The organism is Enterobacter sp. UPMP2052 (assembly GCF_053709675.1).
In genome coordinates this window covers 302,465-326,775 of the sequence record NZ_JBSKJR010000003.1, presented here as the reverse complement: position 1 = coordinate 326,775, position 24,311 = coordinate 302,465, and the positions used below count along the sequence as shown (strand labels likewise).

At 57.4% G+C, this 24,311-nt stretch carries 20 protein-coding genes and 2 pseudogenes; 12 read left to right on the top strand and 10 right to left on the bottom strand.

Going from position 1 to position 24,311, the window contains the following annotated elements:
- Positions 1-108: 108 nt before the first annotated feature.
- Both trpS and ACWKX3_RS13505 read right to left on the bottom strand, forming a co-directional pair.
- Positions 109-1,110, bottom strand: coding sequence for a tryptophan--tRNA ligase (trpS, locus tag ACWKX3_RS13510; protein WP_454541940.1), 1,002 nt, complete (start codon positions 1,108-1,110; stop codon positions 109-111).
- 173 nt (positions 1,111-1,283) lie between these two features.
- A complete protein-coding gene (locus ACWKX3_RS13505) occupies positions 1,284-2,303 on the bottom strand; it encodes a LacI family DNA-binding transcriptional regulator (RefSeq protein ID WP_454541939.1) in 1,020 nt (339 codons plus the stop codon).
- 185 nt (positions 2,304-2,488) lie between these two features.
- On the opposite strand from ACWKX3_RS13505, the gene ACWKX3_RS13500 reads away from it, so the two are divergent.
- Positions 2,489-3,577: a cellulase family glycosylhydrolase gene (locus ACWKX3_RS13500; RefSeq protein WP_006174175.1), complete on the top strand. Its 1,089-nt coding sequence runs from the start codon at positions 2,489-2,491 to the stop codon at positions 3,575-3,577.
- A gap of 43 nt (positions 3,578-3,620) precedes the next feature.
- Positions 3,621-5,026: pseudogene (locus ACWKX3_RS13495) on the top strand (MFS transporter).
- Between the two features lie 27 nt (positions 5,027-5,053).
- Here the strand turns inward: ACWKX3_RS13495 and ACWKX3_RS13490 are convergent.
- Positions 5,054-5,440, bottom strand: coding sequence for a VOC family protein (locus ACWKX3_RS13490; protein WP_058609591.1), 387 nt, complete (start codon positions 5,438-5,440; stop codon positions 5,054-5,056).
- A gap of 85 nt (positions 5,441-5,525) precedes the next feature.
- Between ACWKX3_RS13490 and ACWKX3_RS13485 the strand changes: the two are divergent.
- Together ACWKX3_RS13485 and ACWKX3_RS13480 are read left to right on the top strand one after the other, a co-directional pair.
- Positions 5,526-6,131, top strand: a pseudogene (locus ACWKX3_RS13485) (ATP-dependent Clp protease proteolytic subunit); the annotation flags it as partial.
- 148 nt (positions 6,132-6,279) lie between these two features.
- On the top strand, positions 6,280-7,401 hold the full coding sequence (locus tag ACWKX3_RS13480; RefSeq protein ID WP_454541938.1) for a ribosomal protein uL16 3-hydroxylase: 1,122 nt from the start codon (positions 6,280-6,282) through the stop codon (positions 7,399-7,401).
- Between the two features lie 38 nt (positions 7,402-7,439).
- Here ACWKX3_RS13480 and ACWKX3_RS13475 read toward each other — a convergent pair whose 3' ends face one another.
- Positions 7,440-7,625 (bottom strand): DUF2767 domain-containing protein, encoded by a 186-nt coding sequence (locus ACWKX3_RS13475; protein ID WP_153689003.1) that lies wholly within the window; start codon positions 7,623-7,625, stop codon positions 7,440-7,442.
- Between the two features lie 229 nt (positions 7,626-7,854).
- Here ACWKX3_RS13475 and ACWKX3_RS13470 point away from each other — a divergent pair, with 229 nt between their 5' ends.
- The 3 genes from ACWKX3_RS13470 to foxA all read left to right on the top strand — a co-directional run bounded on the left by ACWKX3_RS13470 (position 7,855) and on the right by foxA (position 11,411).
- The gene (locus tag ACWKX3_RS13470) at positions 7,855-8,088 is read left to right on the top strand and encodes a DUF2171 domain-containing protein (RefSeq protein ID WP_006174163.1); all 234 of its coding nucleotides are present in this window, start codon (positions 7,855-7,857) and stop codon (positions 8,086-8,088) included.
- A gap of 139 nt (positions 8,089-8,227) precedes the next feature.
- On the top strand, positions 8,228-9,181 hold the full coding sequence (locus tag ACWKX3_RS13465; protein WP_454541937.1) for a helix-turn-helix domain-containing protein: 954 nt from the start codon (positions 8,228-8,230) through the stop codon (positions 9,179-9,181).
- 121 nt (positions 9,182-9,302) lie between these two features.
- Positions 9,303-11,411 (top strand): ferrioxamine B receptor FoxA, encoded by a 2,109-nt coding sequence (gene foxA / locus ACWKX3_RS13460; RefSeq protein WP_454541952.1) that lies wholly within the window; start codon positions 9,303-9,305, stop codon positions 11,409-11,411.
- 88 nt (positions 11,412-11,499) lie between these two features.
- Here foxA and pdxR read toward each other — a convergent pair whose 3' ends face one another.
- Positions 11,500-12,888, bottom strand: a complete 1,389-nt coding sequence (gene pdxR, locus ACWKX3_RS13455) for a MocR-like pyridoxine biosynthesis transcription factor PdxR (RefSeq protein WP_454541936.1) — start codon at positions 12,886-12,888, stop codon at positions 11,500-11,502.
- Positions 12,889-12,989: 101 nt separating this feature from the next.
- Here pdxR and ACWKX3_RS13450 point away from each other — a divergent pair, with 101 nt between their 5' ends.
- The gene (locus ACWKX3_RS13450) at positions 12,990-13,469 is read left to right on the top strand and encodes a carboxymuconolactone decarboxylase family protein (protein ID WP_006174154.1); all 480 of its coding nucleotides are present in this window, start codon (positions 12,990-12,992) and stop codon (positions 13,467-13,469) included.
- Here the strand turns inward: ACWKX3_RS13450 and ACWKX3_RS13445 are convergent.
- A complete protein-coding gene (locus tag ACWKX3_RS13445) occupies positions 13,456-14,358 on the bottom strand; it encodes a LysR family transcriptional regulator (RefSeq protein ID WP_454541935.1) in 903 nt (300 codons plus the stop codon). The genes ACWKX3_RS13450 and ACWKX3_RS13445 overlap by 14 nt on opposite strands.
- A 100-nt stretch (positions 14,359-14,458) precedes the next feature.
- Here ACWKX3_RS13445 and ACWKX3_RS13440 point away from each other — a divergent pair, with 100 nt between their 5' ends.
- On the top strand, positions 14,459-15,874 hold the full coding sequence (locus ACWKX3_RS13440) for an aldehyde dehydrogenase family protein (RefSeq protein ID WP_454541934.1): 1,416 nt from the start codon (positions 14,459-14,461) through the stop codon (positions 15,872-15,874).
- Between the two features lie 52 nt (positions 15,875-15,926).
- On the opposite strand, the gene ACWKX3_RS13435 is transcribed toward ACWKX3_RS13440, so the two are convergent.
- Both ACWKX3_RS13435 and ACWKX3_RS13430 read right to left on the bottom strand, forming a co-directional pair.
- Positions 15,927-16,448, bottom strand: a complete 522-nt coding sequence (locus tag ACWKX3_RS13435) for a GNAT family N-acetyltransferase (RefSeq protein ID WP_006174149.1) — start codon at positions 16,446-16,448, stop codon at positions 15,927-15,929.
- Positions 16,449-16,451: 3 nt separating this feature from the next.
- Positions 16,452-16,721: a type II toxin-antitoxin system TacA family antitoxin gene (locus ACWKX3_RS13430; RefSeq protein WP_006174147.1), complete on the bottom strand. Its 270-nt coding sequence runs from the start codon at positions 16,719-16,721 to the stop codon at positions 16,452-16,454.
- 341 nt (positions 16,722-17,062) lie between these two features.
- Here ACWKX3_RS13430 and ACWKX3_RS13425 point away from each other — a divergent pair, with 341 nt between their 5' ends.
- Genes ACWKX3_RS13425 through ACWKX3_RS13415 form a run of 3 tightly spaced genes read left to right on the top strand, consistent with a single transcriptional unit; the run spans position 17,063 to position 19,663 of the window.
- The gene (locus ACWKX3_RS13425; RefSeq protein ID WP_058609602.1) at positions 17,063-17,533 is read left to right on the top strand and encodes a MarR family winged helix-turn-helix transcriptional regulator; all 471 of its coding nucleotides are present in this window, start codon (positions 17,063-17,065) and stop codon (positions 17,531-17,533) included.
- Positions 17,530-18,597, top strand: coding sequence for an HlyD family secretion protein (locus ACWKX3_RS13420; protein ID WP_454541951.1), 1,068 nt, complete (start codon positions 17,530-17,532; stop codon positions 18,595-18,597). The genes ACWKX3_RS13425 and ACWKX3_RS13420 overlap by 4 nt, the downstream gene beginning before the upstream one ends.
- Positions 18,587-19,663 carry a DUF2955 domain-containing protein gene (locus tag ACWKX3_RS13415; RefSeq protein WP_006174141.1) on the top strand — a complete coding sequence of 359 codons (1,077 nt, stop codon included), beginning with the start codon at positions 18,587-18,589 and terminating at the stop codon, positions 19,661-19,663. The genes ACWKX3_RS13420 and ACWKX3_RS13415 overlap by 11 nt, the downstream gene beginning before the upstream one ends.
- Here the strand turns inward: ACWKX3_RS13415 and ACWKX3_RS13410 are convergent.
- Both ACWKX3_RS13410 and ACWKX3_RS13405 read right to left on the bottom strand, forming a co-directional pair.
- Complete coding sequence (locus tag ACWKX3_RS13410) at positions 19,633-20,931, bottom strand: DUF445 domain-containing protein (protein ID WP_446187547.1); 1,299 nt, start codon at positions 20,929-20,931, stop codon at positions 19,633-19,635. The two genes, ACWKX3_RS13415 and ACWKX3_RS13410, sit on opposite strands and share 31 nt — an antisense overlap.
- 91 nt (positions 20,932-21,022) lie before the next feature.
- Positions 21,023-24,277 (bottom strand): type I restriction endonuclease subunit R, encoded by a 3,255-nt coding sequence (locus ACWKX3_RS13405; protein ID WP_454541933.1) that lies wholly within the window; start codon positions 24,275-24,277, stop codon positions 21,023-21,025.
- Between the last annotated feature and the right edge of the window lie 34 nt (positions 24,278-24,311).

Below are 24,311 nucleotides of genomic sequence, written 5' to 3'. Positions count from 1 at the left end.
GATAATAACGGTTGTCGTTATTTAAAAATGTAATGCTCGTTGCGTTGCTGAAATGTAATATTATGCAGCGTATGTAATATTTAAATACGCACGCTGCAGGGCGTTATTTTAAAACACCGGCACCCCCAGCCCAACCTTCACCTCCCTCAACGTCCCTTGCGTCACTCCCTGCGCCCGTTCGGTCCCGCGCTTGAGCATCGCCATCAGTTCCCCTTTATCCTGCATGTACATCGCTCTCCGCTCCCGCATCGGCGCAATCAGCTCCTGCAGGCACGCCTCCAGCTCGTTCTTACACATACGGTCCCCAAGCCCGCCCGCCTGATAATGTGCCTTCATCGCCGCCACTTTGGCTTTATCCGGATGAAACGCGTCGAGGTAAGTAAACACCACGTTTCCTTCAATTTGCCCCGGATCGCTCACCTTGAGGTGGTTCGGGTCGGTGTACATCGCGCTGACCGCACGGTGGATAGTCTCTTCGCTGGCCGAAAGGTGCAGCGTGTTGCCGAGCGATTTCGACATTTTGGCGCTGCCGTCGATGCCGGGCAGGCGGCTGGTGTCGCTCAGCATCGCCTTGCAGTGGCGTAGCACTGGCGTCGGCAGCAGGCTGTTCATCTTTTGCACAATCTCGTTGGTCTGCTCAATCATCGGCAGCTGGTCGTCGCCGACGGGCACGCACTCGGCCTTAAATGCGGTGATGTCCGCCGCCTGGCTGATGGGGTAGGCCATAAACCCGACCGGCAGCGAGCGGGCGAAGCCCTTCTGCGCAATCTCGTTTTTCACCGTCGGATTACGCTCCACGCGGGCGACGGTGACGATGTTCATATACAGCATCGTCAACTCCGCGAGGGCGGGCAGGGCGGATTGCAGGCAGATCGTGGTCAGGTTCGGGTCGATGCCCGCCGCAAGATAGTCGGCCAGCACTTCAGGGATGTTATCGCGGATCTTCTGCGGGTTGCTGCCGTTGTCGGTCAGGCCCTGCAGGTCGGCAATCAGTACGAACTGGTTATGCGTCTGCTGGAGCGCCACGCGCTGGCGCAGCGATCCGACGAAATGGCCGAGATGCAGCGGGCCGGTTGGACGGTCGCCGGTGAGGATGGTTTGCGCGTTCATAAAGACTCCTTAATGGGCAGTTGCCGAAAGGGGTCTTAGAAATGTGAAAGCCGCCTTTCGGCGGCTATCTGAAAATGGGAAAACAACTCCGTGCCGCCTTTAAGAAGGCTGCCACCAACGTTTCACAGTGAGTAATGCGGAGTATATGTTCATCCCTTTAACCTATCACGCGGTTACGCAGGGGTAAAGCGGCTGGTTGATGCCCGCACCTTCAGTCGGCCCGCCAGCGTCACGTGCGTGGCGGCATCTTCCTGATTACACAGGTACTCCACCGCCAGCCGGCCCAGTTCGCTGTAGGGCAGTTGAATACTGGTCAGCGGCGGGGTGAGCTGCTCGGAGATCTTCTGGTCGTCGTAACCCGCCAGCAGCATATCCTGCGGGAGACGAACGCCGTTCACCGCCAGCGCCTGATAGCAGCCGATCGCCAGCCAGTCGCTGGCGCAGAAGATGGCGTCCGGGCGTTCGGCCATCTCAAGCAGGGAGGCGGTAGCGGTAAAAGATTCGCTGAACTGCCAGTTGGTCTGGCGCACCAGGCTCTCGTCACATGTTAAACCGGCCTGCTGTAAGGCGGCCTGGTAGCCTGCCAGACGCTGGCGCGAGGCCTCCATCCAGCTCTCGCCGGTGATGTGGGCGATGCGCGTCGCGCCGCAGGCGATGAGGTGTTTCGTCACCTGGAAAGCGTTGGCGAAGTCGTCCGGGACAAAGGAGGGCAGCAGCGGCGAGCCGGGGTCGCGCTGGTTGAGCAGCACCAGCGGAATGCGGGTACAGTCCTGAAACGCGGTCATGTCCACCAGCGTAGTGACGGGGGAGGCGAGGATAATCCCGATGCAGTTGCGCTTCTCCAACTGGCGGATGATGTTCAGGGCCAGCTCAATGTCATCCCCGTAATCGTACACCGTGAGCAGCGCTTCGTTGCGCCACGCGGCTTCCCGCGCCTGGCTAATGGCGTCGATAAAGGGATCGTAGCTTTGCAGCGAGCTCACCAGCAGGGCGATCTCTTCCTGGTTGCGCGGGGCGTGGACGGCGGGAAGACGGTCGTAGCCCAGGTCGGTGGCAATGCCGATCACCCGCTGGCGGGTCTCGTCGCTGAGCTTGATGTTGCGCGACTGGCTAAGCACCAGCGATACCGTCGCCTGCGACACCCCCGCCGCCCGCGCAATATCGTTCATCGTCACTTTTGTCTTTCGCTTCATTCGTCCTCTCCCTCTCGCGAATTCGCATCATACCTTAACCGTCCGCTTCCGCGCCGCCGATCACGTTTCTTCTTCAACGAAGCGTGAACTTTGTGAGAAGCATCGCTTTTCTCATCACCGTGATTTGCTCATTTATCCCACAGCTAATATTTATTAGCTAAACATTATCAGTGTGAGGATACGCAATGAAAGAGCAATGGAGCAAGGACCAGGCGCAGGCGTGGTATCAGCAGCAAGGCTGGCTGTGCGGGTTTAACTACCTGCCCTCCACGGCGGTGAACTGGACCGATATCTGGCAGCAAGAGACCTTCGATGCCGACACGATCGACCGCGAGCTGGGCTGGGCGGCCGACGCAGGGTACAACACCCTGCGCATCAATCTGCCGTTTATTGTCTGGGAGCACGATCGCGACGGCCTGATGGCACGCATCGACCGTTTTCTGACGATTGCCGATAAACGTGGGTTCAGCACCATGCTGACCCTGATGGACGACTGCGGTTTCTCCGGCGATGAGCCGTACCTCGGCCCGCAGAAGCCGCCCGTGCCGGGCAAGCATAACAGCCAGGCGGCGGCGAGCCCGGGGCGCGATAAAGTGTGCGATCGCGACTGCTGGCCGCAGATTGAGCGCTATATCCGCGACGTTGTTCGCCAGTTCCGCGACGACAAGCGCGTGCTGCTGTGGGATCTGTATAACGAGCCGGGCAACCGCGGCATTTTCGCCACGGGCACGGAAGAGGTGCTGTACGACGAGAAGCTGGAAACCTGCGCGCACGAGTTGATGAAGCTGGCGTTCAGGTGGGTACGTGAAGAAGACCCGACCCAGCCGCTCACCGTCTGCGCGTGGCGGCTGCCGGCGGAAGAGGAGGGCGAGACGTTCTACCAACATCCGCTGGACCAGACCGCGCTGGAACTGTCGGACGTGGTGAGCTACCACGCCTACACCAATACCGGGCGCATGACGGCGATTATCCAGCAGCTGCAGGCGCTGGGCCGCCCGATCTTCTGCACCGAATGGCTGGCGCGCCACGTCGGCGGCACCATTGAAGAACAACTTCCGCTGATGTACATGGCGAAGGTCGCGCCGTACCAGTGGGGCCTGGTGCGCGGAAAAACCCAGACCTGGCTGCCGTGGCCGGTGGTGATGAAAGAGTCCACGGACTACTGCCGCCTGTGGTTCCACGATGTGTTCGAGGAGAACGGCATCCCGTTCTCGCGCGCGGAAATCGCGCTGATGCAGAAGCTGCGTAAAATCGCCCCGAACGTGCAGGGCTAATAATAACGACCCGGCGGTCCACCGCCGGGCAACAGGCAGGCATATGACGATGGCAATGACAATGAAAATACCGTCTCGCGAGTTATGGTCTTACTTTGGTTATGGTTTAGGTCAGTGTTTTAGCTTTGGACTAGTGGGTTCGTTTATCAACTATTTTTACACCGACGTGCTGGGGATCTCGGCGCTGGCGGCGAGCACCATCTTCCTGATTGCCCGGGCGTGGGATGCGGTCCACGACCCGCTGTTTGCCAGCATTATGGACACCATTAACACCCGGTTCGGCAAATTTCGCCACTTTTTGCTGCTGGCACCGCTGCTGATCACCACGGTTACCCTGCTGGCGTTCTATAAAATCGAAGCGGATATGACCACCAAAATCCTCTACGCCGGGGTGACGTACATCCTGTGGGGGACGCTATATGCCATCTCCGATATCCCGTTCTGGTCCATGTCCTCGGTGATGACCAACGACTCCGGCCAGCGCACCCGTGCGGTTCGGCGGCAATGCTGGGAGTCAACGCCGGGATTGCCTGCGCCAACATCTTCTTCCCGAAGCTGGCGGCGTTCTTCGCCCAGTACAGCAACGATAAAGGCTACTTTATGGCGGCGCTGGTCATGATGCTGGTGGGCCTGCCGCTGATGCTTAACGGCTTTATGCAGATCAAAGAGCGCGTGCCGCCCAGCCCCGAAAAGGTGACGATGCGCGATACGTTCCACAACCTGCGCCAGAATAAGCCGCTGTTTATCGTCCTGCTGTCGTTCTTTTTCTGCGTGTTCCATAACGTGGCCAACGGGATTTACATCTACTTCTTTATCTACAATCTGGGCGACGGCAGCCTGCAGATGGCGATTGGCATCATGGGGATAGTGGCGGCGGTGGTGTGCCTGGTCGCCCCGATGCTGACGCGCAGGATGCAGAAGCGAAAGCTGTTTATGATCCTCTGCGGGCTGGACGTGGCGGTACGCGTGGTAATGTGGTTTGCGGGCTATCAGCACACGGCGCTGCTGTTCATCCTGCTCGGCCTGAGCACGCTGTTCGTGATGATGACCAACATCCTCACCTCGTCGATGATTGCCGATACCATCGAGTACGCCGAGTACCACACCCACAAGCGTTGCGCGGCGATCACCTTCTCCGGGCAGACCTTTACCGGCAAGATGTCCGTCGCGGTGGGCGGCGGGTTAATCGGCGTGTTCCTGACGATGATTGGCTATGTGCCGCAGGCGCAAACCCAGAGCGACGGCGTGCTCACGGGGCTGTTCTTCGGCATCTGCCTGCTACCGGCCATCGGCTCGCTGATCCGGCTGGGTTGCATGTCGCGCTTCACCTTTACCGAGGAGAAGCATGCGGAGATTTGCCGCCTGCTGGCGGAGCGGAACGCGTCTGCGAAAGCGCCGGGAGGCGGCTGCGCCTTACCCGGCCTGCAAAATCAAACCTCACAGGGCTGATAAGCGAAGCGCCAACAGGCTGCGCGTTTATGCCCCGACAAGTTCTATGCGGTTGCCGTCGGGGTCGGTAATCACCGCTTCGTAAAAACCGTCCCCGGTCAGGCGCGGCGCACCGAGCAGGGTGCCGCTTGCCCGCGCCACCGCCGCCATGCTATCGACGTTCGCTTTGCTGCCAACGTCGATAGCAATATGCGCCCAGCCGATAAACTCCGGGTACGCGGGCGCGTCGGGCAGGTCCGGCAGCGTCATCAGCTCAATCGTGGGGCCGTTATCGAGCGTAATAAAATGTGATTCAAACCCCGGACGGTTTTGACTGACATAGCGTTCGTTGCTGCGCCCGCCAAAAACCGTTTCCCAGAACTGAACCTGTGCATCGAGATGACGGGTCCAGAGTGCGACATGCGCAATATGCATAAACTCCCTCCGTGTTTGTGTCTGCGGACTTTAACAGGTAAAACAGGCTACACTCTGGTTTTGAGCGCGACATGCTGAGGAAACAACAATGCACTACACACTGAAAGAAAGCGACAAGGAAAAAGCGGAAGGGTCAAACGGCGCGGGCGCTCTGCAGCAAAAACTGCTGGAGTCCCGCTCCATTGTGATCTCCGGTGAGATCAACCAGGAGCTGGCGCAGAAAGTCATCACCCAGATGATCCTGCTGCAAAGCGTGAGCAACGATCCGATCAAGCTGTATATCAACAGCCAGGGCGGCCACGTCGAAGCGGGTGATACCATCCATGACTTCATCAAGTTCATTCGCCCGGAAGTCCACGTCATCGGTACCGGTTGGGTGGCAAGCGCGGGGATCACCATCTTCCTGGCGGCGAAAAAAGAGCACCGCTACTCGCTGCCGAATACCCGCTTTATGATCCACCAGCCGCTGGGCGGCGTGCGCGGCCAGGCAACGGATATCGAGATTGAAGCGCGCGAGATCATCCGCATGCTGGATCGCGTGAACAAGCTGATCGCCGACGCCACCGGCCAGCCGCTGGAAAAAGTGAAAAAAGATACCGACCGCAACTTCTGGATGTCTCCGGCAGAAGCGCTGGACTACGGCATTGTGGGCAAAATGATTACCCATTACGACGAACTGAAGCTCGATTAAGCACTCCCGCCGTGTATGTGTCGGGTGGCGGCTTCGCCTTACCCGACCTACATTCCCAGGCATTTTATCCTCGCTTGACCCACGACAAAGCAGCCTGTCTCGCTCTCTTCCATAATCGCGCCTGTCTACCCTCTCAATGGTGCTACCCATGGCGTATCAACTGAACCTGAACTGGCCGGAATTTCTCGAAAAATACTGGCAGAAACAACCCGTTGTGCTGAAAAATGCCTTCCCGAATTTTGTCGATCCGATTACGCCGGACGAGCTGGCCGGTCTGGCCATGGAGTCGGAGGTGGATAGCCGTCTGGTGAGCCATGCCAACGGTAAATGGCAGGCCAGCAATGGCCCGTTTGAGCATTTCGACGATCTTGGCGAAACCGGCTGGTCCCTGCTGGCGCAGGCGGTAAACCACTGGCATATGCCTGCGGCAGAGCTGGTGCGTCCGTTCCGCGTGCTGCCGGACTGGCGTCTTGATGACCTGATGATCTCCTTCTCTGTGCCGGGCGGCGGCGTGGGTCCGCACATTGACCAGTACGACGTGTTTATCATTCAGGGGATGGGCAGCCGTCGCTGGCGCGTGGGGGACAAGCTGCCGATGCGCCAGTTCTGCCCGCATCCTGCCCTGCTGCACGTCGATCCGTTTGAGCCCATCATTGATGAAGATCTGGCGCCGGGCGATATCCTCTATATTCCGCCTGGATTCCCGCATGACGGTTTCACCCACGAAACCGCGCTGAACTACTCCGTCGGTTTCCGCGGGCCAAACGGTCGCGATCTGATCAGCAGCTTTGCCGATTACGCCCTGGAAAACGATCTTGGCGGCGAGCACTACAGCGATCCGGATCTGACCTGCCGTGAGCATCCGGGCCGCGTTGAGCAGTACGAACTCGATCGCATTCGTCAGATGATGATCGACATGATCGCCAAACCCGATGATTTCACAAAGTGGTTCGGCAGCTTTGTCTCTACGCCGCGTCACGAGCTGGATATCGCTGCGGCGGAGCCACCGTACGCGCCGGAAGAGGTGCTTGATGCCCTGCAGGGCGGAGAAACGCTGTCCCGTCTGAGCGGTCTGCGCGTGCTGAACATTGGCGAACGTTTCTTTATCAACAGCGAGTTGCTGGAAACGGTGGATGCGAAAGGGGCAGATGCGCTGTGCCGCTACACCGAGCTGGGTCAGGCCGAGCTTGGCGAGGCGCTGAATAACCCGGCGTTTGTAGAAGAGCTGACCGACCTGATTAACCAGGGCTATTGGTTCTTCGACGAGTAAAGCAAAGCGGCGTTTAGCCAGGCTAAACGCCGCGTCAGTCAGACCAGCATATTACAGGCTTTCCAGTAGTTCAGGAGCCGTTCATCGTCACGCTCTCTTTCCGCTTTGATTTTCATAGCCTGTGCCAGATTTTCTCGTGAAACTTCATGGCCTTTTTGCACGATGTCTAATACCGCTTCACCAAGAGCCAGCGAAATTTCTGCGCGATTATGGTCAATCGTCATTAATACCTCCTCATGGGTTGCGAAAGAGTAATTATAAAAGATGGGTCAATGCGCAGGGATAATTCACATAATTCTTATTCCCCCGCTATTAATAGTTGCGCGCTTAAGTAGCCCTCAATTTATAGCCTGTCAATGTTGTTTCAAAATGCTAATAAACGCCTGGAAACCCAATTTATGGACTACAGTTAATTCCGTGCAACAGCCAAATAACCGAAACAGGAGAAACAACATGATTAATAAAAGCGAAATTAAGGATCATACTCAGGTTGTAGCCAGCTGCGGAACGCACGTCGGCGTAGTTGACCATCTGGACGGTGAGCGCATCAAGCTCTCGAAAAGCGACCCTGAATCAGGCGGCAAGCACCACTTTATTCCTCTCGGCTGGGTCGACAAGGTTGAGGATAATAAAGTCGTGCTGACCAAAAACCATAAAGAGGTTTTCGCTGAGTGGCAAGAAGCATAAAAACGCTTTGTCGCAGAGAAATATCTATTTTCGCTCCGGCTTCGTCCGGAGCGTAATAGTGTCTGCGGCCCGTGATTGCTGCCATTGCAAATGAATGGTACTGTTTTGCCTGTCCTTTCCCCGATGCAGGCACCGAATTATGCTCCAGAGTGAAAATAGATCAGCGAAGCGCATTTTTTTTGTTGAGGATTTTCAGCTATTCGGCGAGCGCTACGGCATCGATTATCGTTTCCCGCAGTTAAACAATGCGCATAACAGCGGCAGCCCCGTGTTGCAGGGGAATGTGGAAGAGATGACGCTTTCGTCCGGCATTTCTCTCACCCATTCCGATGTGCGTGTATTACAGCCCTATGAAACCACCTCTCGGCACAGCAGCCCGCTCTATATGCTGGTGGTGCTGGAAGGGTGCGTAACACTCACGATCAATGGCATCGACTACACCGTTCGCCCCGGCATGGCATTCAGCTCAAGGCTGAGTGAAGAGCAGGTAATGTGCGCGCGTCATGAAGCCGACAGCTCGCTGAAAACGCTCTCGTTTGGCGTATACCCGCACGATGCCGGACGTGAAGCCCTACTTGAGTCGCTGCTTGTGGAATGGCACGGCCTGAATGCACCTACCTTTGTCTGGCATGTTCCCGAGTATGTTATGTCAGGCATTCAACATGCGCAGCAGCATGGAGGAAGCGCGCTCTCACGCAAGCTGTTACTGGAAGGGCTGATGTATCAGTTGCTAGGTCATGGCCTGAGCCACCGCCAGCAGCCTGGCCCGAGCCGGCCTGAGTATGCGCGCCTGGAACGCGTGCGGAGTCTGCTGGAACAGTCTCCTGAACGCGATCATACGCTGGCGCAGCTGGCAGCCCTTGCCGCCATGAGCCCAAGCAGCCTGCGCAGCAAGTTCCGTCAGCGCTACGGCTGCACGCTCTTCGACTACCTGCGCGACTGCCGCCTTGCGCTGGCGCGTCGCTATCTGCTGGAAGGCCACAGCGTGCAGCAGGCGGCGTGGATGTGCGGGTATCAACATGCCACCAACTTCGCCACCGCCTTTCGCCGTCATTACGGGATTTCTCCGGGTGACGTGCGTAAACTCCGCTAACGTAATTTCGCTTATCGCGCGAACGTATTCCGTGCGCTTTAGCATCGCGCATACATAACCTGGCGGCGCGCATAGCCGTTTGCACTCTCAAAAAGGTAATAATTCTTATTAACAATAAGAAATATCTCTGGAGAGAGTTATGTTTGCTAAATCGCGTCTGGCACTGCTGGTGGGATGGGTTACCGGTAGCGTCGCTTTTCCGTTACTGGCGCAGGATGCGCAAAAAACAGATACCGTGGTGGTCACGTCGCAGATGCAGTCTGCGGCCACCAAGCTTGAAACGCCGGATATTGAAACCCCGCAGTCGGTCTCTATCGTCACCCGCGAGCAGTTCGAAGAGCAGGGCGCAACCAGCGTGCGTCAGGCCGTGAGCTACACGCCGGGGGTGTACAGCAACCAGATTGGTGCATCAAACCGCTTCGACTACATCGTCCTGCGCGGCTTCTCGGATGGCAGCCTGGATAACGTCTACCTCGACGGCCTGAAGATGATGGGAGACACCAACTCCCACAGCTCGCTGGTGGTTGACCCGTGGTTCCTGGACAATATCGAAGTCGTTCGCGGCCCGGCCTCCGTGCTGTATGGCCGTTCATCGCCGGGCGGAATTGTTGCGCTCACCTCCCGTAAGCCGTCGTTCGATCCGGGCGGGGAGATCAAGCTCTTCGCCGGGAACAATAATCAGCGTGGGGCGATGTTCGACGTCACCGGCCCGGTTGATGATAACGATCGCGTGGCGGTGCGACTCAGCGGGATGACCCGCTACGCCGATTCCCAGTTCGATCCCCTGAAGGAAGAGCGTTATGCGCTGATGCCGAGCCTGACCTGGCGCATCACCGACAACACCCGTCTGGAGCTGATGGCCTACCTGCACCGGGATCCTGAAGGCGGCAGCCACTCCGGCCTGCCGTATGACGGCACCGTTGTACCGCACAGCGGTAAGAAAATATCTAATACCTTCTATGAAGGTGAAGACGATTACGATAAGTACGATCGTCGGGAAAATATGGTCGGCTATAACGTTGAGCACATGTTTGAGAGCGGCTGGTCCGTGCGCCAGAAGCTGCGCTACCTGCACACCAACGTGGAGCTGAACCAGGTGTATGCCGCAGGCTGGCTGAACGACACCGAGTTGAACCGCGGCTATTCCGGCTCCGACGAGAAGATGAACGCCATCACCCTGGATAACCAGGTCGACGGCAGCTTCGATACCTGGGCTGTGAACCACCGCGTGCTGATCGGTATGGACTATCAGGACCGCACCAACAACGTGACCGGATATTACGGCGGCTTCCCGCCGATTGACGCTTTCCACCCGGTCTACGGCGCGAAGCCGGACTACATCACCCAGTACAGCAGGGAAAAGCACAAGCTGCGCCAGACCGGCTATTACCTGCAGGATCAGATGTCCGTTGACCGCTGGCGCCTGACGCTGGGCGGGCGTTATGACCAGGTGAGCGTGTCGAACGTCGACAACTTCAACCACACCCGCAGCGACCTGGATAAGAACAACTTCAGCAGCCGCGCGGCGCTGCTGTATCTGTTTGATAACGGCGTCGCGCCGTACGTGAGCTACTCCACCGCCTTTACGCCGACCAGCTTTGCCGACGAGCAGGGCAACATTCTTGATCCCATGAAGGGTAAGCAGTGGGAAGCGGGGGTGAAGTATGAGCCGGAGGGGATGAACAGCCAGTTCAGCGCCTCGGTGTTCCGTATTAACCAGAAGAACATTGCCACCAAAGAGGAGCCGACCGATCCGTACCGTTCCATCGGTGAAATCGAGTCCGAAGGCGTTGAGCTGGAGGCGATCGGTCAGCTGACCGACAGCCTGCGCATGCAGGCGGCCTATACCTATACCGATATCCGCTACAAGAAAAGTAGCCCGGAAGAGGAGGGCAAACGCGCCGTCTATGCCCCGCGTAACATGGCCAGCGCCTGGCTGAGCTACGACGTGAAAACCGGTCCGCTCGATGGCCTGACCGTGGGTTCCGGCGTGCGCTATGTCAACGGGATCACCAGCGATCGCCAGAATACCCATACGCTGCCGTCGTACACGCTGGTGGATATGGTGGTGGGGTATGATCTGTCGAAAGTCGGGCTCACGGGCGTAAGTGCGCAGCTCAACGTCAATAACCTGACGGACAAGAACTACGTGGCGGCGTGTAATTCTCTCTCTTACTGCTACTTCGGGGCAGAACGCAGCATTGTGGGTAGCGTTTCATGGACGTTCTGAGCCGCTGATTTTGCCCGGTGGCGGCTTCGCCTTACCGGGCCTGCTCGAACATGTAGGCCGGGTCAGGCGTAGCCGCCACCCGGCGATTTCAGCTCAACAGCGCAAGCGTCTGCCGTTTCGGTCTTTCCAGTAAATCCAGCGCCTCCTGATACGTCCGCACGTTGTTATAGCCCATCACCAGCCCGTAACGTTTGCCCGACCCGCGATACCACTCGGAGAGCGCATTGACCTGCAGCCGCTGTTCCTGCCAGCAGCGCGCGATCTCCCGGTCGCAGCTTCCCTTCGTCAGAAACGCCACGATATGCATCCCGCCGTCGTTTTGCTCGGTGAAAAACCGGTCGCCATACACTTCACGCAGGGCGGCAATCATCCACTCCCGGCGGGTCTGGTACAGCGTACGCATTTTCTTGAGATGCCGGAAAAAATGCCCCTCGTTCAGAAACGCGGTGAGGATCTTTTGTGTCAGCACGGGCTGGCCGCTGGTGACGATGTCTGCGCAGTCGGTAAAGGCGTCGACGGTGCTGGCGGGCATCACCAGGTAGCCCAGGCGCAGGGAGGGCATAATGGTCTTGCTGAAGGTTCCCATAAAGATCACCCGGTCGTGATGGTCGAGGCTTTTCAGCGAGGGCAGTACCTTGCGGGTGTAGTGAAATTCGCCGTCGTAATCGTCCTCAATAATCCAGGCTTCGTTCTGGCTCGCCCAGTCCAGCAGCTGCTGTTTGCGCGGCAAAGAGAGAGTTACCGCCAGCGGGCTTTGATGCGAGGGCGTAACGAGGGCAAAGCGCGCATCGCGATGGTTACGCAGCAGGTAATCGATATCCATGCCCGCGCGGTCGACCGGCACGGTGTGCAGGCGCGGCACGATGCGCTTGAGCAGCTGCTGTCCCATAAAATAGCCGGGATCTTCAAACACCACTTTGTCGCTGCGGCTGGCGAGGGTATCGAGGATCAAGCGCAGGCTGCCGCTGTAGCCGCTGGTGATCAGCACCTGTTCCGGCGTGCAGGCCAGCCCGCGTGAGATATTCAGATAGCGGGCAATGGCCTCACGCAGCGGATACCAGCCCAGCACGGGCGGGCTGAGCATCTCCTCCTGACGCATCGAGCGCGTCGCCTGGCCCGACAGCAGCAGCCATTTTTTATAGGGAAAACTGTCCAGAGAGGGGATGCCGGGGCGCAGAAAACCGGCGCGCTCGCGCTGGCTAATCAGTGATTCCGGCAGCGTGCCGGTGGTCTGTTCGGCAGGCGCATTTTTTGCGGGCAGCAGAAGATCCGGATTCACTTTCGTGCCGCGCGCGCCCTGGCTCACCAGATAGCCTTCGCCGATGAGAATGGCGTAGGCCGTTTCGACGGTTTTGCGCGCCACCTTCATCTCTTCGGCCAGCACGCGAATGGCGGGGACCTTATCGCCGGGTTTAAGTACGCCGCGCGTGATGTTGTCGCGATAGCGGGAATAGATATCGTGATAGCCCGGCTTCATGTCCTACCTCGTTTTACAGGTTTTGTATCTTTTTACTATGTCATGTTGCGGATACATTTACCTCACCGCATGACCTGTCCCGCACAAAATGAGGAAAGACAATGAGCACCCGCGTAAACCACCACAAAGCAACACCTGCCCTCGCCAACGCCCTGTCCGCCCTGAGCATGGAAGTGGCGAAAACCTCCATCGACCCGGCGCTCAAGCACCTGATCGACATTCGCGTGTCGCAGCTTAACGGCTGTACTTTCTGCCTGGATATGCACTCGAAAGAGGCCAAAATCGCCGGCGAGCGCGAGCTGCGCCTGTACCATCTGGCCGCGTGGCGTGAGTCTCCGTTGTTCAGCGCCCGTGAGAAAGCGGCGCTGGCCTTCACCGAAGCGTTAACGCAGCCTGGCGTGCATGGCGTGAGCGACGCGCTGTACCGCAGCGTGGCCGAGCATTTCTCAGACGTGGAGATTTCAGAGCTGAACTTCGCCATCGTGGCGATCAACGCCTGGAACCGTCTGGGTATCACCTCCCGCATGGAGCCAGGCTCGCTGGATGTGGCCTACGGGCTGAATAAAGCTAACCTAGAATAACCCCGCGCTCGCGGACCATCGCCACCAGCGCCCGTAACCCTGGCGGGACGTGGCGATGACCAGGATAGTAAAGGCGCAGCCCGGCAAACGGCTGCGTCCAGTCGTTTAAAACGCTCACCAGTTCCCCGCTTTTTAGCTCATCCTGAATATAAAGTTCCGGTAAAAAGCCGACGCCAAGCCCGGCTTTTACCGCCGCGATCGACGCAAAAAGATCCGACGTCGCAAAGCGCGGCGGCACCGCCAGAGTGCAGGTCTCACCGCGACGTGCCAGCTCCCAGCGGTAGATCCCCCCGTGGGACATACGCATGCCAATCCCCTGATGTTGCAGAAGATCGTCCGGCGTTTGGGGGATCCCGTGCTGCGCGAAATAGCCCGGCGTGGCGGTAACGAGCTGGCGGATATCGGCCGTCAGCGGCACGGCGATCATGTCCTGCGGCACGGACTCCTGGAGGCGGATCCCGGCGTCATAGCCTTCGGCGACGATGTCGATCATTCGCGCTTCGCTCACCGTCTCCACGCGCATCTTCGGGTAGCGGATCATAAAGTCGATCAGCAACCGATCCAGAAACAGCGTGCCGATATGGTTCGGTACGTTCAGGCGCAGCGTGCCGGCAGGTTCTCCGGTATCGCTGTGGATCTCCTCGCTGGCCTGGCGAATTTCCTGCAGTGCCGGGCCAATGCGCGCCACATAGCGCTGCCCGGCGTCGGTAAGCGCCACGCTGCGGGTGGTGCGGTTAAAGAGGCGGGTATCAAGACGGCTCTCCAGCCCGGCGACGGCGTTACTCACCGCCGTGGCGGACATCCCTAACTCCTGCGCCGCGCCGCGAAAGCTGCCGCGGCGCACGACGGCCATAACCACTTCCAGCTCGGTCAAACCTGAACGATGCATAGATTATCCTGAAAATCGAAACAACCCTTGCAGCATAGCGTGGATTATCGCAACGGCGTAGTCGTGCCAGACTGTGTTCATCCAGCCTGAGGAGGTTTATATGCACAACATCGAACAGATTTTTATCAACGGTGAGTTTGTTACCCCGCACGGTACCGAGCGTTTTGATTTGTACAATCCCGCCACGGCGCGGGTTATCGGCCAGGTGCGTCTGGCGGATGAGGTCGATGGCGAACGCGCCATTGCAGCTGCCAAAGCTGCTTTTCCGGCGTGGTCGCAAACGTCCAAAGCGGAACGCATCGCGGCGCTAAAACGGATGCATGCCGCCGTAGTGGCCCGTCATGACGAACTGCTTGAGGCCGTTATTGAGGAGTATGGCGCACCCGCGTCGCGCTCGGCGTGGATGGCCAGCTATCCGGCGGAGGTCATCGCTCAGGCCATTGCGGCGCTGGAGGCGTTCGAATTTACCTCTGCCGCGGGCGCCGCGACGGTACAGATGGTGCCGCTTGGCGTGGCGGGGCTTATCACGCCGTGGAACAGCGATGCTGGCTTTATCTGCGGCAAGCTGGCCGTTGCGCTGGCGGCAGGTTGTACGGCGGTGATCAAGCCGAGCGAAATGAGCGCGCTGCAAACCCGGGTCATCACCGAGGCGCTGGCTGATGCCGCCCTGCCGCCGGGGGTGTTTAACATCGTCACCGGGCGCGGCGACAGGGTCGGTGAAACCCTCAGCCGCCATCCCGATGTGGCAAAAATCTCGTTTACCGGTTCGACGGCGACAGGTAAGGCGATCCTGCGTAACGCCGCAGAAAGCTTTAAGCGCGTCACCCTGGAGTTAGGCGGCAAATCCCCGACGATCCTGCTGGAGGATGTCGATCTTACCAACGCGATCCCGCTGGTGGTGCAGGCCGGGTTTATGAACAGCGGACAGGCCTGCGTGGCGGGCACGCGCATTCTGGTGCCCCAGTCGCGCAAAGCGGAAATCGAAACCGCGCTGGCCGACGCGGTGGCGGCGATGAAATCCGGCGATCCGCGCGATAACGCCACGGAAATCGGCCCGATGGTCAGCGAAAAGCAGTGGCAGCGGGTGCAGAGCTATATTCGTAAAGGCATCGACGAGGGGGCACGCCTGCTGGCGGGCGGTGAAGGTCGCCCGGAAGATACGCAGGACGGCTGGTTTGTGCGCCCGACGCTGTTCGCGGACGTGAATAATCAGATGGCGATTGCCCGTGACGAGATTTTCGGCCCGGTGCTGTGCGTCATCCCTTATCGCGATGAGGCAGAGGCCGTCGCCATTGCTAACGATACCGACTATGGCCTGAGCGCGATGGTGCTGGGCGGCGATGTGGCGCGTGCGCACCGCGTGGCACAGCAGATCGTTTCCGGTCGGGTGCTGGTAAACACCCTTGCCCATGAACCGAAAGCACCGTTCGGCGGGTTCAAACACTCAGGTGTTGGGCGCGAGATGGGCGAGTGGGGAATTCGCGCGTTTATGGAACCCAGGTCGGTTGTGGGCTAAACCCTGCCCGGTGGCGCAGCCGCCCCGCTTGCCGGGGCGTTACGTGCCGGGTTCACTCTTCAAACATGCTTTCAAAGGTTTTCGTCGGTAAGAAGAGCGTGAATTCATTCTCGGCCAGAAGCGGTATGAACCCCAGTTTGAGGTAAAAATTTCTGGCTGTATCGTTCAGCGCTTCAACAAACAGACCATGAATGCCGACGGCAAAGGAGGCCAAATAGACAGTCTTCATAGCATGGGTGACAAGTAACTCACCAAAACCTTGCCCCTGAATGCGTTTATCAATAGCCAGACGCCCTAAGGTTACGCTCGGCACATTTTTATAAGGAATGCGCTTCTGCTGAGTTTTAGAGGGCAGGTAAGCTTTTTCAAAGCAACTCCCGGAGAGCGTGTAATAACCCAGAACTCGCGGGTTTTCCTCGCGGGTCGTGAGAACGTAGGCACGCAAAAACTTCCCGCGATGCTGGCGTTTAAGGTGTTCCGCAAGGAAGGTGTTAAGGCTTACTTCTCCGCAATCGAACTGGCTCAGGTCGTACTCAACGTCTTCTGAAAAAATCCCTATCTTCACATCGTTCACCTATTACTCCATATCCTGGAGACGCTTCGCCGCGCGTTTCAGGCGGTCATTTGGTGCCGGCGGGTTGCTGATGGCCTCCATTACCGTATTCCAGGAGGCTTCATTAAGGATCATGCGACGGTGTCGATCGATAACTTCCGCAGCGCGTTCAGAAGCCGTGCTGACCATGAACTGCGAAATTGACTGGTTGGTCATTGCTGCAGCTTCTTCGATCAGGCTTTTATCGTCTTCGCTTAACCTCAGATCGATGCGCTGTTTCTTCAGTGCTGTCATGATGTGCTTCTCAATTGTTTTTCAGCTTTATTTGAATTGTACGGTGTTAATCCGTACATTTATGATAGGTGTGCCTTCAACATAATTCAATGAGAAATTCAGCGTAGCGCCCTCCGGCACAACACTTCGCTCTTTACCGAGTGGTGGTAACGGCTTCGGGAAACGTTGCCATTAAGAGACTGTTTAGCCGTTAATAAAAGCCCGGTGGCGCTGCGCTTACCGGGCCTGTGGGTATGTCACCTCTGGCAGTGCCTTTCGCAATTCCTGCTCTTTTGTCCATCGTTTCTTGATACTTACCCTGATAACTATTATCCTGAATGCGTACTACGAGAGGACTCCCCATGAGTGAAGACGAACTGTTTAGCCGCCGGCCAATGGGCATGCGGATGGCGATGGTCGTGCGCCAGTGGCGTGCGGTGATCGACGATGCCATTCTCGATACCGGGTTAACCCAGTCGAGCTGGACGGTAATGATGCAGCTGCAACAGCTTGGGGATAACGTCTCGGTAAGCGAACTGGCGGAGGTGCAGGGTATCGAACTGCCGCCGCTGATGCGCACCCTGACACAACTGGAAAAGCAGGGCTACCTGTTGCGCACCGTATCGCCTTACGACAAGCGTATCCGGCTGCTAACGCTGACGCCCGAAGGGAAGAGCGTTCTTGAAACGCTGACTCAGGTTATTGAGAACTTTCAGGCTCGCGTCTCGCACAATATCGCGCCGGAACATATCGCCATTTTCAGCGCCACGTTGAATCAAATCGCCTGCAATTTGCGGACAATCCGCGAAGAAGATAACAAGACCGAAAAATAATGACTCCTGAACAAAAGTTTGCCCGCTGGGTAAGGGTAAGTATTGCCTCTTTCCTGCTGATGTTTGTCTACTTTATCGTCGCGGATATCTGGATCCCGCTGACGCCGGACTCCACCGTGATGCGCGTGGTGACGCCGGTCTCTGCGCGCGTCTCCGGCTACGTCGCGGCGGTACACGTGCACAACAACAGCCAGGTTAAAAAAGGCGACCTGCTGTTTGAGCTGGACGACACGCCGTTTCGTAACAAAGTGGAAGCGGCGCAAATCGCGCTGGAGCAGGCCCGCCTGTCCAACGAACAGCTCGATGCGCAGATCGCTGCCGCCCAGGCCAGCCTGAAAACTGCGGTGCTGACCGCGCGTAACGACAAAGTGACGTTTGACCGTTATCAGAAGCTGAGCGCGCTGCAGAACGTCTCGCAGTCTGACCTCGACAAGGTGCGCACTGCCTGGCAGAGCAGCGAGCAGTCCGTCAGTTCGCTTCAGGCCAACATCCGTAACCTGCGCATTCAGCGCGGCGAGCGCGATGAACACCGTAACGTGACGCTGCAAAAATACCGCAATGCGCTGGATGACGCCGAGCTGAACCTCGGCTGGACGAAGGTCTATGCCGAAGCGGACGGCACGGTGAGTAACCTGCAGCTCAGCCCCGGATTTTATACCTCCTCCGGCTCTGCCGCGCTGGCGCTGGTGAACAACCAGACCGATATCGTGGCCGATTTCCGCGAGAAGAGCCTGCGTCATACCCATCAGGGAACCGACGCCGCCGTGGTGTTCGATGCCTTTCCGGGGCAGGTTTTCCGCGCCCACGTGACCAGCAGCGATGCCGGGATCCTCGCCGGGCAGGAAGCGGTAAACGGCGAGCTGTCCCAGCCGGAGACCTCTAACCGCTGGGTACGTGACGCGCAGCGTATGCGCATCCACGTGGCGCTGGATGAAGCGCTGCCGAAGCACCTGCCGACCGGCGCCCGTGCCACGGTGCAACTGTACAACAGCGAAGGGCCGTTCGCGCGCTTCTTCTCCGGGATGCAGATCCACCTGGTGAGCCTGCTGCACTATGTCTATTAACACCCTGGCGAGGGTCTTTACCCCGCACGGCAACATCGTCTACACGGCCAACGACTTTCGCCAGACCCTGCGCATCGTCTTTGCCGGGATGATTGCCCTCAGCGTGTCGAGCTTCTACAACACCAGCTACGGCGTGTTCTTCGTGGTCTACCCGATCATGTTGCTGTCGCTGGTACCGGTGTTCAACCGCCACGTGGCGAAGCAGTTTGTCTTTAGCGCCGCGCTGAACTGCGTTGAAATGGTGATTATCATCGGCTTTTTGTCGCAGTGGCCGGTGATCATGACGCTGGTGGTCTTTGCCCTGTACGTGATGCGCTTTCGCTTTATGAGTAAGGGGCCGCTGTTTCTGTTCGGCTCCATGGGCGTGGTGTGCCAGAGCGTGATGCTCAACTTTATGAGCTACCCGACGACCAACTGGCACACGCTGTTATTTTCCAACATCGAAGCGAGCGTGATGGCGGTGTGCCTGAGTGCGCTGATGAACTATCTGCTGCCGGACGTCGAACCTCGCAAGCCGCCGCCCCTGATTGAGAAAGACGATGCCCGGGTGCGGCACGAGTCGTTGCTTTCCGGGACGGTCGCCACGCTGATCTTTGTGGTGTTCCAGATAAGCGACCTGAGCGATTCGCTCTCGGCGCTGATGGCGGGTGTGCTGATCCTGTTCCCGATGCACTATCGCGGCGCGGTGATGAGCTCGGTCTGGCGCGTGGTCGGCGTGGTGCTGGGCTGCCTGTATATCCTGGTGGTGCAGCTTATCCTCTACGATCACAGCAGCCACATGCTGCTGATGATGCCGTTGATTGGCCTCGGGCTGGCGTTTGGCGCGCGGCTGCACGTCATGGAGAAGGTGGGGGCGGGCGTCGGCTTTGCCAGCATCACCACCATCGGCATTATGTTCGGGCAGAACATGCACCCGGACAGCGACCTGGTGTTCAGCGATTTATACCGCATCACGTCGGTCACCTTCGCGCTGGTGACCACGCTGACGCTGGTCTTTCTGGTGCACCGGGTCCTGAACTGTTTTGCTCCGACGCGCTACGTTATCGCGCCGCCGAAAGCAGAGTAGTGCGCAAGCAGGCTGGGCAACTGCGAGAGTAAAAACAGGATCAGCCCAATCGTCCCACCGACCAGCGTGCCGTTGACGCGGATAAACTGCAGGTCTTTGCCGATATTCAGTTCAATCTGGCGCGACATATCTTTGGCGTCCCAGCTTTTTACCGTGTCGCTGATATGGCGCGTGAGGAACGCGGCGAAGTCCGGCGCGACGCGGTGCGCGGCCTGCTCCAGATGCTCGTTCAGCGACGCGCGCAGGCTGGCATCGGCGTTCAGCGTTTCGCCAAACCACAGCCCGGCGTTGGCGATGCGCTGCTTCACGCGGGAGTCTTCACTGTGCATATCCGCTTTCAGCCATTCGCGCAGGTCGGCCCACATCTCGCCCAGATAGCGGTTAAACGCCTCGTCATTCTTCAGATAATGCTTGATGTTGTCGGCTTTCGCCGCCATGTCCGGATCGTTTTTCAGGTTGTCGATAAACTTGAGCGTGGCGCGGTCAAACGCCTGACGTATCTGGTGCGTGCGGTCGTGGCTGATGTCATCCAGCAGGGTATTCACCGCGTTCGATACCATCTCCGCGCTCTGGTCGCCCAGCCACTCCGTCGGCAGCACCATCGCTTTGCGCGGATGTTCTGTTTTGAGCCAGTGGACAATCTGACTGGCGATGAAGTCCCGCGTGCTTTCCCGCTGAATCAAGGTAATCAGACGGTTGATGATCGTATCCAACAGCACCTGATGGCGGTTGTTTTTGGTCATGCTTTCCAGCATGACGGCGCTGGTTTCGGTGAAATCGACCTTGTCGAGCGCCTTATGTACGGCGCGTTTAAGCAGTCGCTGAATACGCCCGTCATCGGTAAGTTCCAGAAAACCGCTCATAACCTGGATCAGGTGCTGCCCGACGCGCTGGGCGTTGTCCGGTTGACTGAACCAGGTGCCAATCATCTGAGCCGGTTCATAGCGGCGGATTAAGTCCACCAGGGATTGCGTATCGAGGAATTTTTCCTGAACAAACTGGCCCAGATTTTCGCCGATCCGATCTTTATTGCGCGGAATGATCGCCGTATGGCGCGCGATAAACGGAATGGGCACCCGGCGGAACAGGGCAACCACGGCAAACCAGTCTGCCAGCGCGCCCACCATTGCGGCCTCGGCGATGGCCTTGACGCCGCGCACCCAGAAGGTCTGCGGTAGAAATAGCGTGGTAATAAACGCCGCGGCAGCAATCAGCAGCAGCGACAGCGCCAGCAGCTTGGCGCGTTTGAGTTCGGCTAATTTTTCCATGGCTTAAGGATAGAGGGAAGCGGGGGGAAAGTGCAAAAAACGGCAACCGTAAGGTTACCGTCGGTCAGACATGGCTTAAAGCACGATGTCTTTATTGCGCCATTTGATGCTGCTTAAAATGTTCAGCCTGCGCCAGTACGCCCATATAGACATCATCATTCGCTACCGGCGGGAACTTATGCTTGTGCAGCAGCAGAATCAGTTCAACCTTCAGCTTCGCTTTAATATCATCACGCTTGCTCCAGTCCGGGTACTTCGACGTATTATCCACCACCGCCTTCATCTCTTTCGCCAGCGCCAGCATTTTATCGTCTTCATAAGTGAACTGATATTTATCACGCATATGCGCCAGAATGTCGTAGAAGGCTTTCTCTTCCATATCGATCCCGAGATCGGCATAGGTGCCCATCTCGGTCTTTATGTCGTAGATGATATCCGTCATTTCCTGGCTGAACTCATCAAACTCTTCGCCATTAAGAATGTCATCTTCCCGGCGCTCATTATATTTATCCATAATGGACTGGAACCGACGGGTGAAGTTGATCCCCTGCAACTGGTTAATCTTTTTAAAGTCGCCGATCGCTTTTTCCAGCAGCTTTTGCAGCAGCTGGATTTTAGTGGCCGGCAATTTGATCTTATTGATGCGATCCAGATAATCATTGTCAAAGATATCGATTGATTCAGCTTTCTTATCGCCGAGGAAAAACAATTCTTCCACGCCGTCGGCCTTGAGCGCTTCGGCGATCATCTCGCGCACGCGGGCGTTCATCTGCGTGACGTCCGGCGCATCGCCTTTGGTCAGCTTGAAGACAATGGAACGCACGGCAAGATAAAAGTGGATATGATCGCGTTCGGCCTGTGAAAGTGCTTCGCTACCGCAGCAAACGTCATAGGCGGCTTTCAGGCGTTTTACCAGGCCCATAAAGCGTCGTTCTACCTTTTGCGTTCGCATCACAAATTCTGCCGCGTTGTTCAGGCAGGCCAGTTGCGCCTGCGGCTCGCCGCTGAAGTAAGCTTCGCTGTCAAAATCATGGAAGGCCTGCGCCAGCAAATCGAGGTGGTTTTTTACCTCAATCACCGACTGCTGAATATCTTCAAAGTTATTGGCATCAATGCGCGAATACATTGCCAGCGCCTGGTTCATCTGACGCTTAATGCCGATATAGTCGACGACAAGTCCTTTGCTTTTGCCTTCCAGCTTGCGGTTAACGCGGGAAATGGTCTGGATCAGGTTGTGCTTTTGCAGCGGTTTATCGATATAGATGGTGTCCAGTTCCGGCACGTCGAACCCGGTCAGCCACATATCCACCACGATGGCGATCTTGAAATTTGACTTCGCGTTTTTGAACTGTTTATCAAGCTCCTTGCGGTACTCCTTGCTGCCGAGTAGTTCATACAGCGTGGCGTTATCATCTTTACCGCGCGTCATCACCATCTTCACCATTTCAGATGGCGGTAACTCTTTTTGCTCCTGCTCCGTCAGCGCGATACCGTCTGGCACCTGTTTGACCTCAAACCACGCCGGACGGAAAGTTTTAAGCTGGCGATAGAAATCCCAGGCAATCTCGCGGCTGGCGCAGACGAACATCGCCTTGCCTTTTACCGTCGATCCTTCTGCAACCCGTTTTTCATAGTGTTTGGCAAAGTCCTCGGCAAGCGCCTTTAGTCGGTCTTCATCGCCCAGAATGGCGTTCATGGTAGCGCTGGCCTTTTTGCTCTCGTCGATTTGCCATTCGTTGGTTCCGGCGCTGGCGCACTCGTCGTAATATTTTTCGACCTCTTCCAGCTTGCTGCTGTCGAGGATCACTTTCGCCGCGCGGCCTTCGTAGACGATACGCACCGTGATCTCATCCAGGACGGATTCGGTCATGGTATAGCTGTCGACCACCTCCCCGAAGACGTCGAGCGTGGCGTCGATCGGTGTCCCCGTAAAGCCGACGTAGGTGGCGCAGGGCAGCGAGTCGTGGAGATACTTGGCGAACCCAAAGGTTTTGCGTACCTTGCCGCTCTCTTTATCGACCAGCACTTTCTGATCCAGATTGACCTGGCTGCGGTGCGCCTCGTCAGAGATACAGATGACGTTGCTGCGTTCGGTAAGCAGTTCGGTATCTTCGGTAAACTTATGGATGGTGGTCAGGAAGACGCCGCCGCTGTTGCGACCGGCCAGCTTTTCCCGCAGATCGTCACGGCTGGTGACGGGGGCCACGGTCTCGTCGCCAATATAGTTTTTGGCATTGCACATCTGTGTTGAGAGCTGATCGTCCAGATCGGTGCGGTCGGTGATCAGCACGATCGTCGGGCTGGCGAATTCGACGCTTTTCATCAGCAGGCGGGTTAAGAACTGCATGGTGTAGCTCTTGCCGCAGCCCGTGGCGCCAAAGTAGGTGCCGCCTTTACCGTTACCGTAAGGTTTACGCGCCCGTTCGATGCTATAGTAGAGCTTGCGCGCCGCATAGTACTGCGGGTAGCGGCAGCAGATTTTCACTTCATGTTTGGCTTTATCCGGGAAGCAGATAAAGTTTTTGATCACGTCCAGCAGGCGTACCGGGTGGAATAAACCCTGAATCATCGAGTGCAGAGAGGGGATGCCGTCCTGCTCGCGGTTCTCATTGCCGCTGACCTTGCGCCATGAGTAGAAATACTCGTGTGGCGCAAACAGGTTGCCCATGCGGTTATTGACGCCGTCGCTGATAATGCACAGCGCGTTAAAGACAAACAGCTGCGGAATATCGCGACGATAGCGGGTGCAGAGCTGTTTATAGGCGTCGCCAATATTGGCTTCCTGCTCGCGCACCGCGCTTTTAAATTCGAATACTACTAGCGGCAGGCCGTTGATATACAGGATTGCATCCGGAATGCGCGGCTGGTTTTCTTTGCCGGTGATGGTCAACTGATTGACGATTTTCACGCGGTTTAGCGGCTGGATAAGATAGCTTGCCGGCGTTTCCGCGGCCTGTTGCAGCGGCACGTCAGCTTCAAACAGTTTACGCAGCGCAGCGGGCAGGTGCCGGGTGTCGAGCAGTTCGATATAAAGATCTTTCTGCTGGCGATCGTCGCGTTTAAACAAGAAACCGTTGGCCAGCCAGGTGCAGAAGGTTTTATTGCTTTCGTAGAGATCGGAAGCGGGCAGGGTGGTGAATTGCTTGATCAGCCGCTGGATTTCGTCTTCCGTAATACCGTCGGCCTGATAGCGTGCCGCGAGGTAGTGGCGAAGATCGTCTTCAATAATCACCTGATCGAGGCTTGAACGCGGCACATTATCGCCTGTCAGGTGCTGGTAGCCCTGCTCCTGTAACAGTTCAATTATTGCCTGTTCTAACTTCGCTTCACTGAATGAGAGATGCATATCCCGCTCCGGCCCTGGCTGGTTTTCTGGTAAG

Bases quoted from the DNA above. Each gene is read 5' to 3' on its own strand.
- ACWKX3_RS13410 (WP_446187547.1), bottom strand. From the start codon at position 20,931: ATGGAAAAATTAGCCGAACTCAAACGCGCCAAGCTGCTGGCGCTGTCG.
- ACWKX3_RS13430 (WP_006174147.1), bottom strand. From the start codon at position 16,721: ATGACAGCACTGAAGAAACAGCGCATCGATCTGAGGTTAAGCGAAGAC.
- ACWKX3_RS13415 (WP_006174141.1), top strand. From the start codon at position 18,587: ATGTCTATTAACACCCTGGCGAGGGTCTTTACCCCGCACGGCAACATC.
- ACWKX3_RS13500 (WP_006174175.1), top strand. From the start codon at position 2,489: ATGAAAGAGCAATGGAGCAAGGACCAGGCGCAGGCGTGGTATCAGCAG.
- ACWKX3_RS13475 (WP_153689003.1), bottom strand. From the start codon at position 7,625: ATGACGATTGACCATAATCGCGCAGAAATTTCGCTGGCTCTTGGTGAA.
- ACWKX3_RS13405 (WP_454541933.1), bottom strand. From the start codon at position 24,277: ATGCATCTCTCATTCAGTGAAGCGAAGTTAGAACAGGCAATAATTGAA.
- ACWKX3_RS13480 (WP_454541938.1), top strand. From the start codon at position 6,280: ATGGCGTATCAACTGAACCTGAACTGGCCGGAATTTCTCGAAAAATAC.
- ACWKX3_RS13425 (WP_058609602.1), top strand. From the start codon at position 17,063: ATGAGTGAAGACGAACTGTTTAGCCGCCGGCCAATGGGCATGCGGATG.
- trpS (WP_454541940.1), bottom strand. From the start codon at position 1,110: ATGAACGCGCAAACCATCCTCACCGGCGACCGTCCAACCGGCCCGCTG.
- pdxR (WP_454541936.1), bottom strand. From the start codon at position 12,888: ATGAAGCCGGGCTATCACGATATCTATTCCCGCTATCGCGACAACATC.
- ACWKX3_RS13440 (WP_454541934.1), top strand. From the start codon at position 14,459: ATGCACAACATCGAACAGATTTTTATCAACGGTGAGTTTGTTACCCCG.
- ACWKX3_RS13505 (WP_454541939.1), bottom strand. From the start codon at position 2,303: ATGAAGCGAAAGACAAAAGTGACGATGAACGATATTGCGCGGGCGGCG.
- ACWKX3_RS13450 (WP_006174154.1), top strand. From the start codon at position 12,990: ATGAGCACCCGCGTAAACCACCACAAAGCAACACCTGCCCTCGCCAAC.
- ACWKX3_RS13445 (WP_454541935.1), bottom strand. From the start codon at position 14,358: ATGCATCGTTCAGGTTTGACCGAGCTGGAAGTGGTTATGGCCGTCGTG.
- ACWKX3_RS13465 (WP_454541937.1), top strand. From the start codon at position 8,228: ATGCTCCAGAGTGAAAATAGATCAGCGAAGCGCATTTTTTTTGTTGAG.
- ACWKX3_RS13490 (WP_058609591.1), bottom strand. From the start codon at position 5,440: ATGCATATTGCGCATGTCGCACTCTGGACCCGTCATCTCGATGCACAG.
- ACWKX3_RS13470 (WP_006174163.1), top strand. From the start codon at position 7,855: ATGATTAATAAAAGCGAAATTAAGGATCATACTCAGGTTGTAGCCAGC.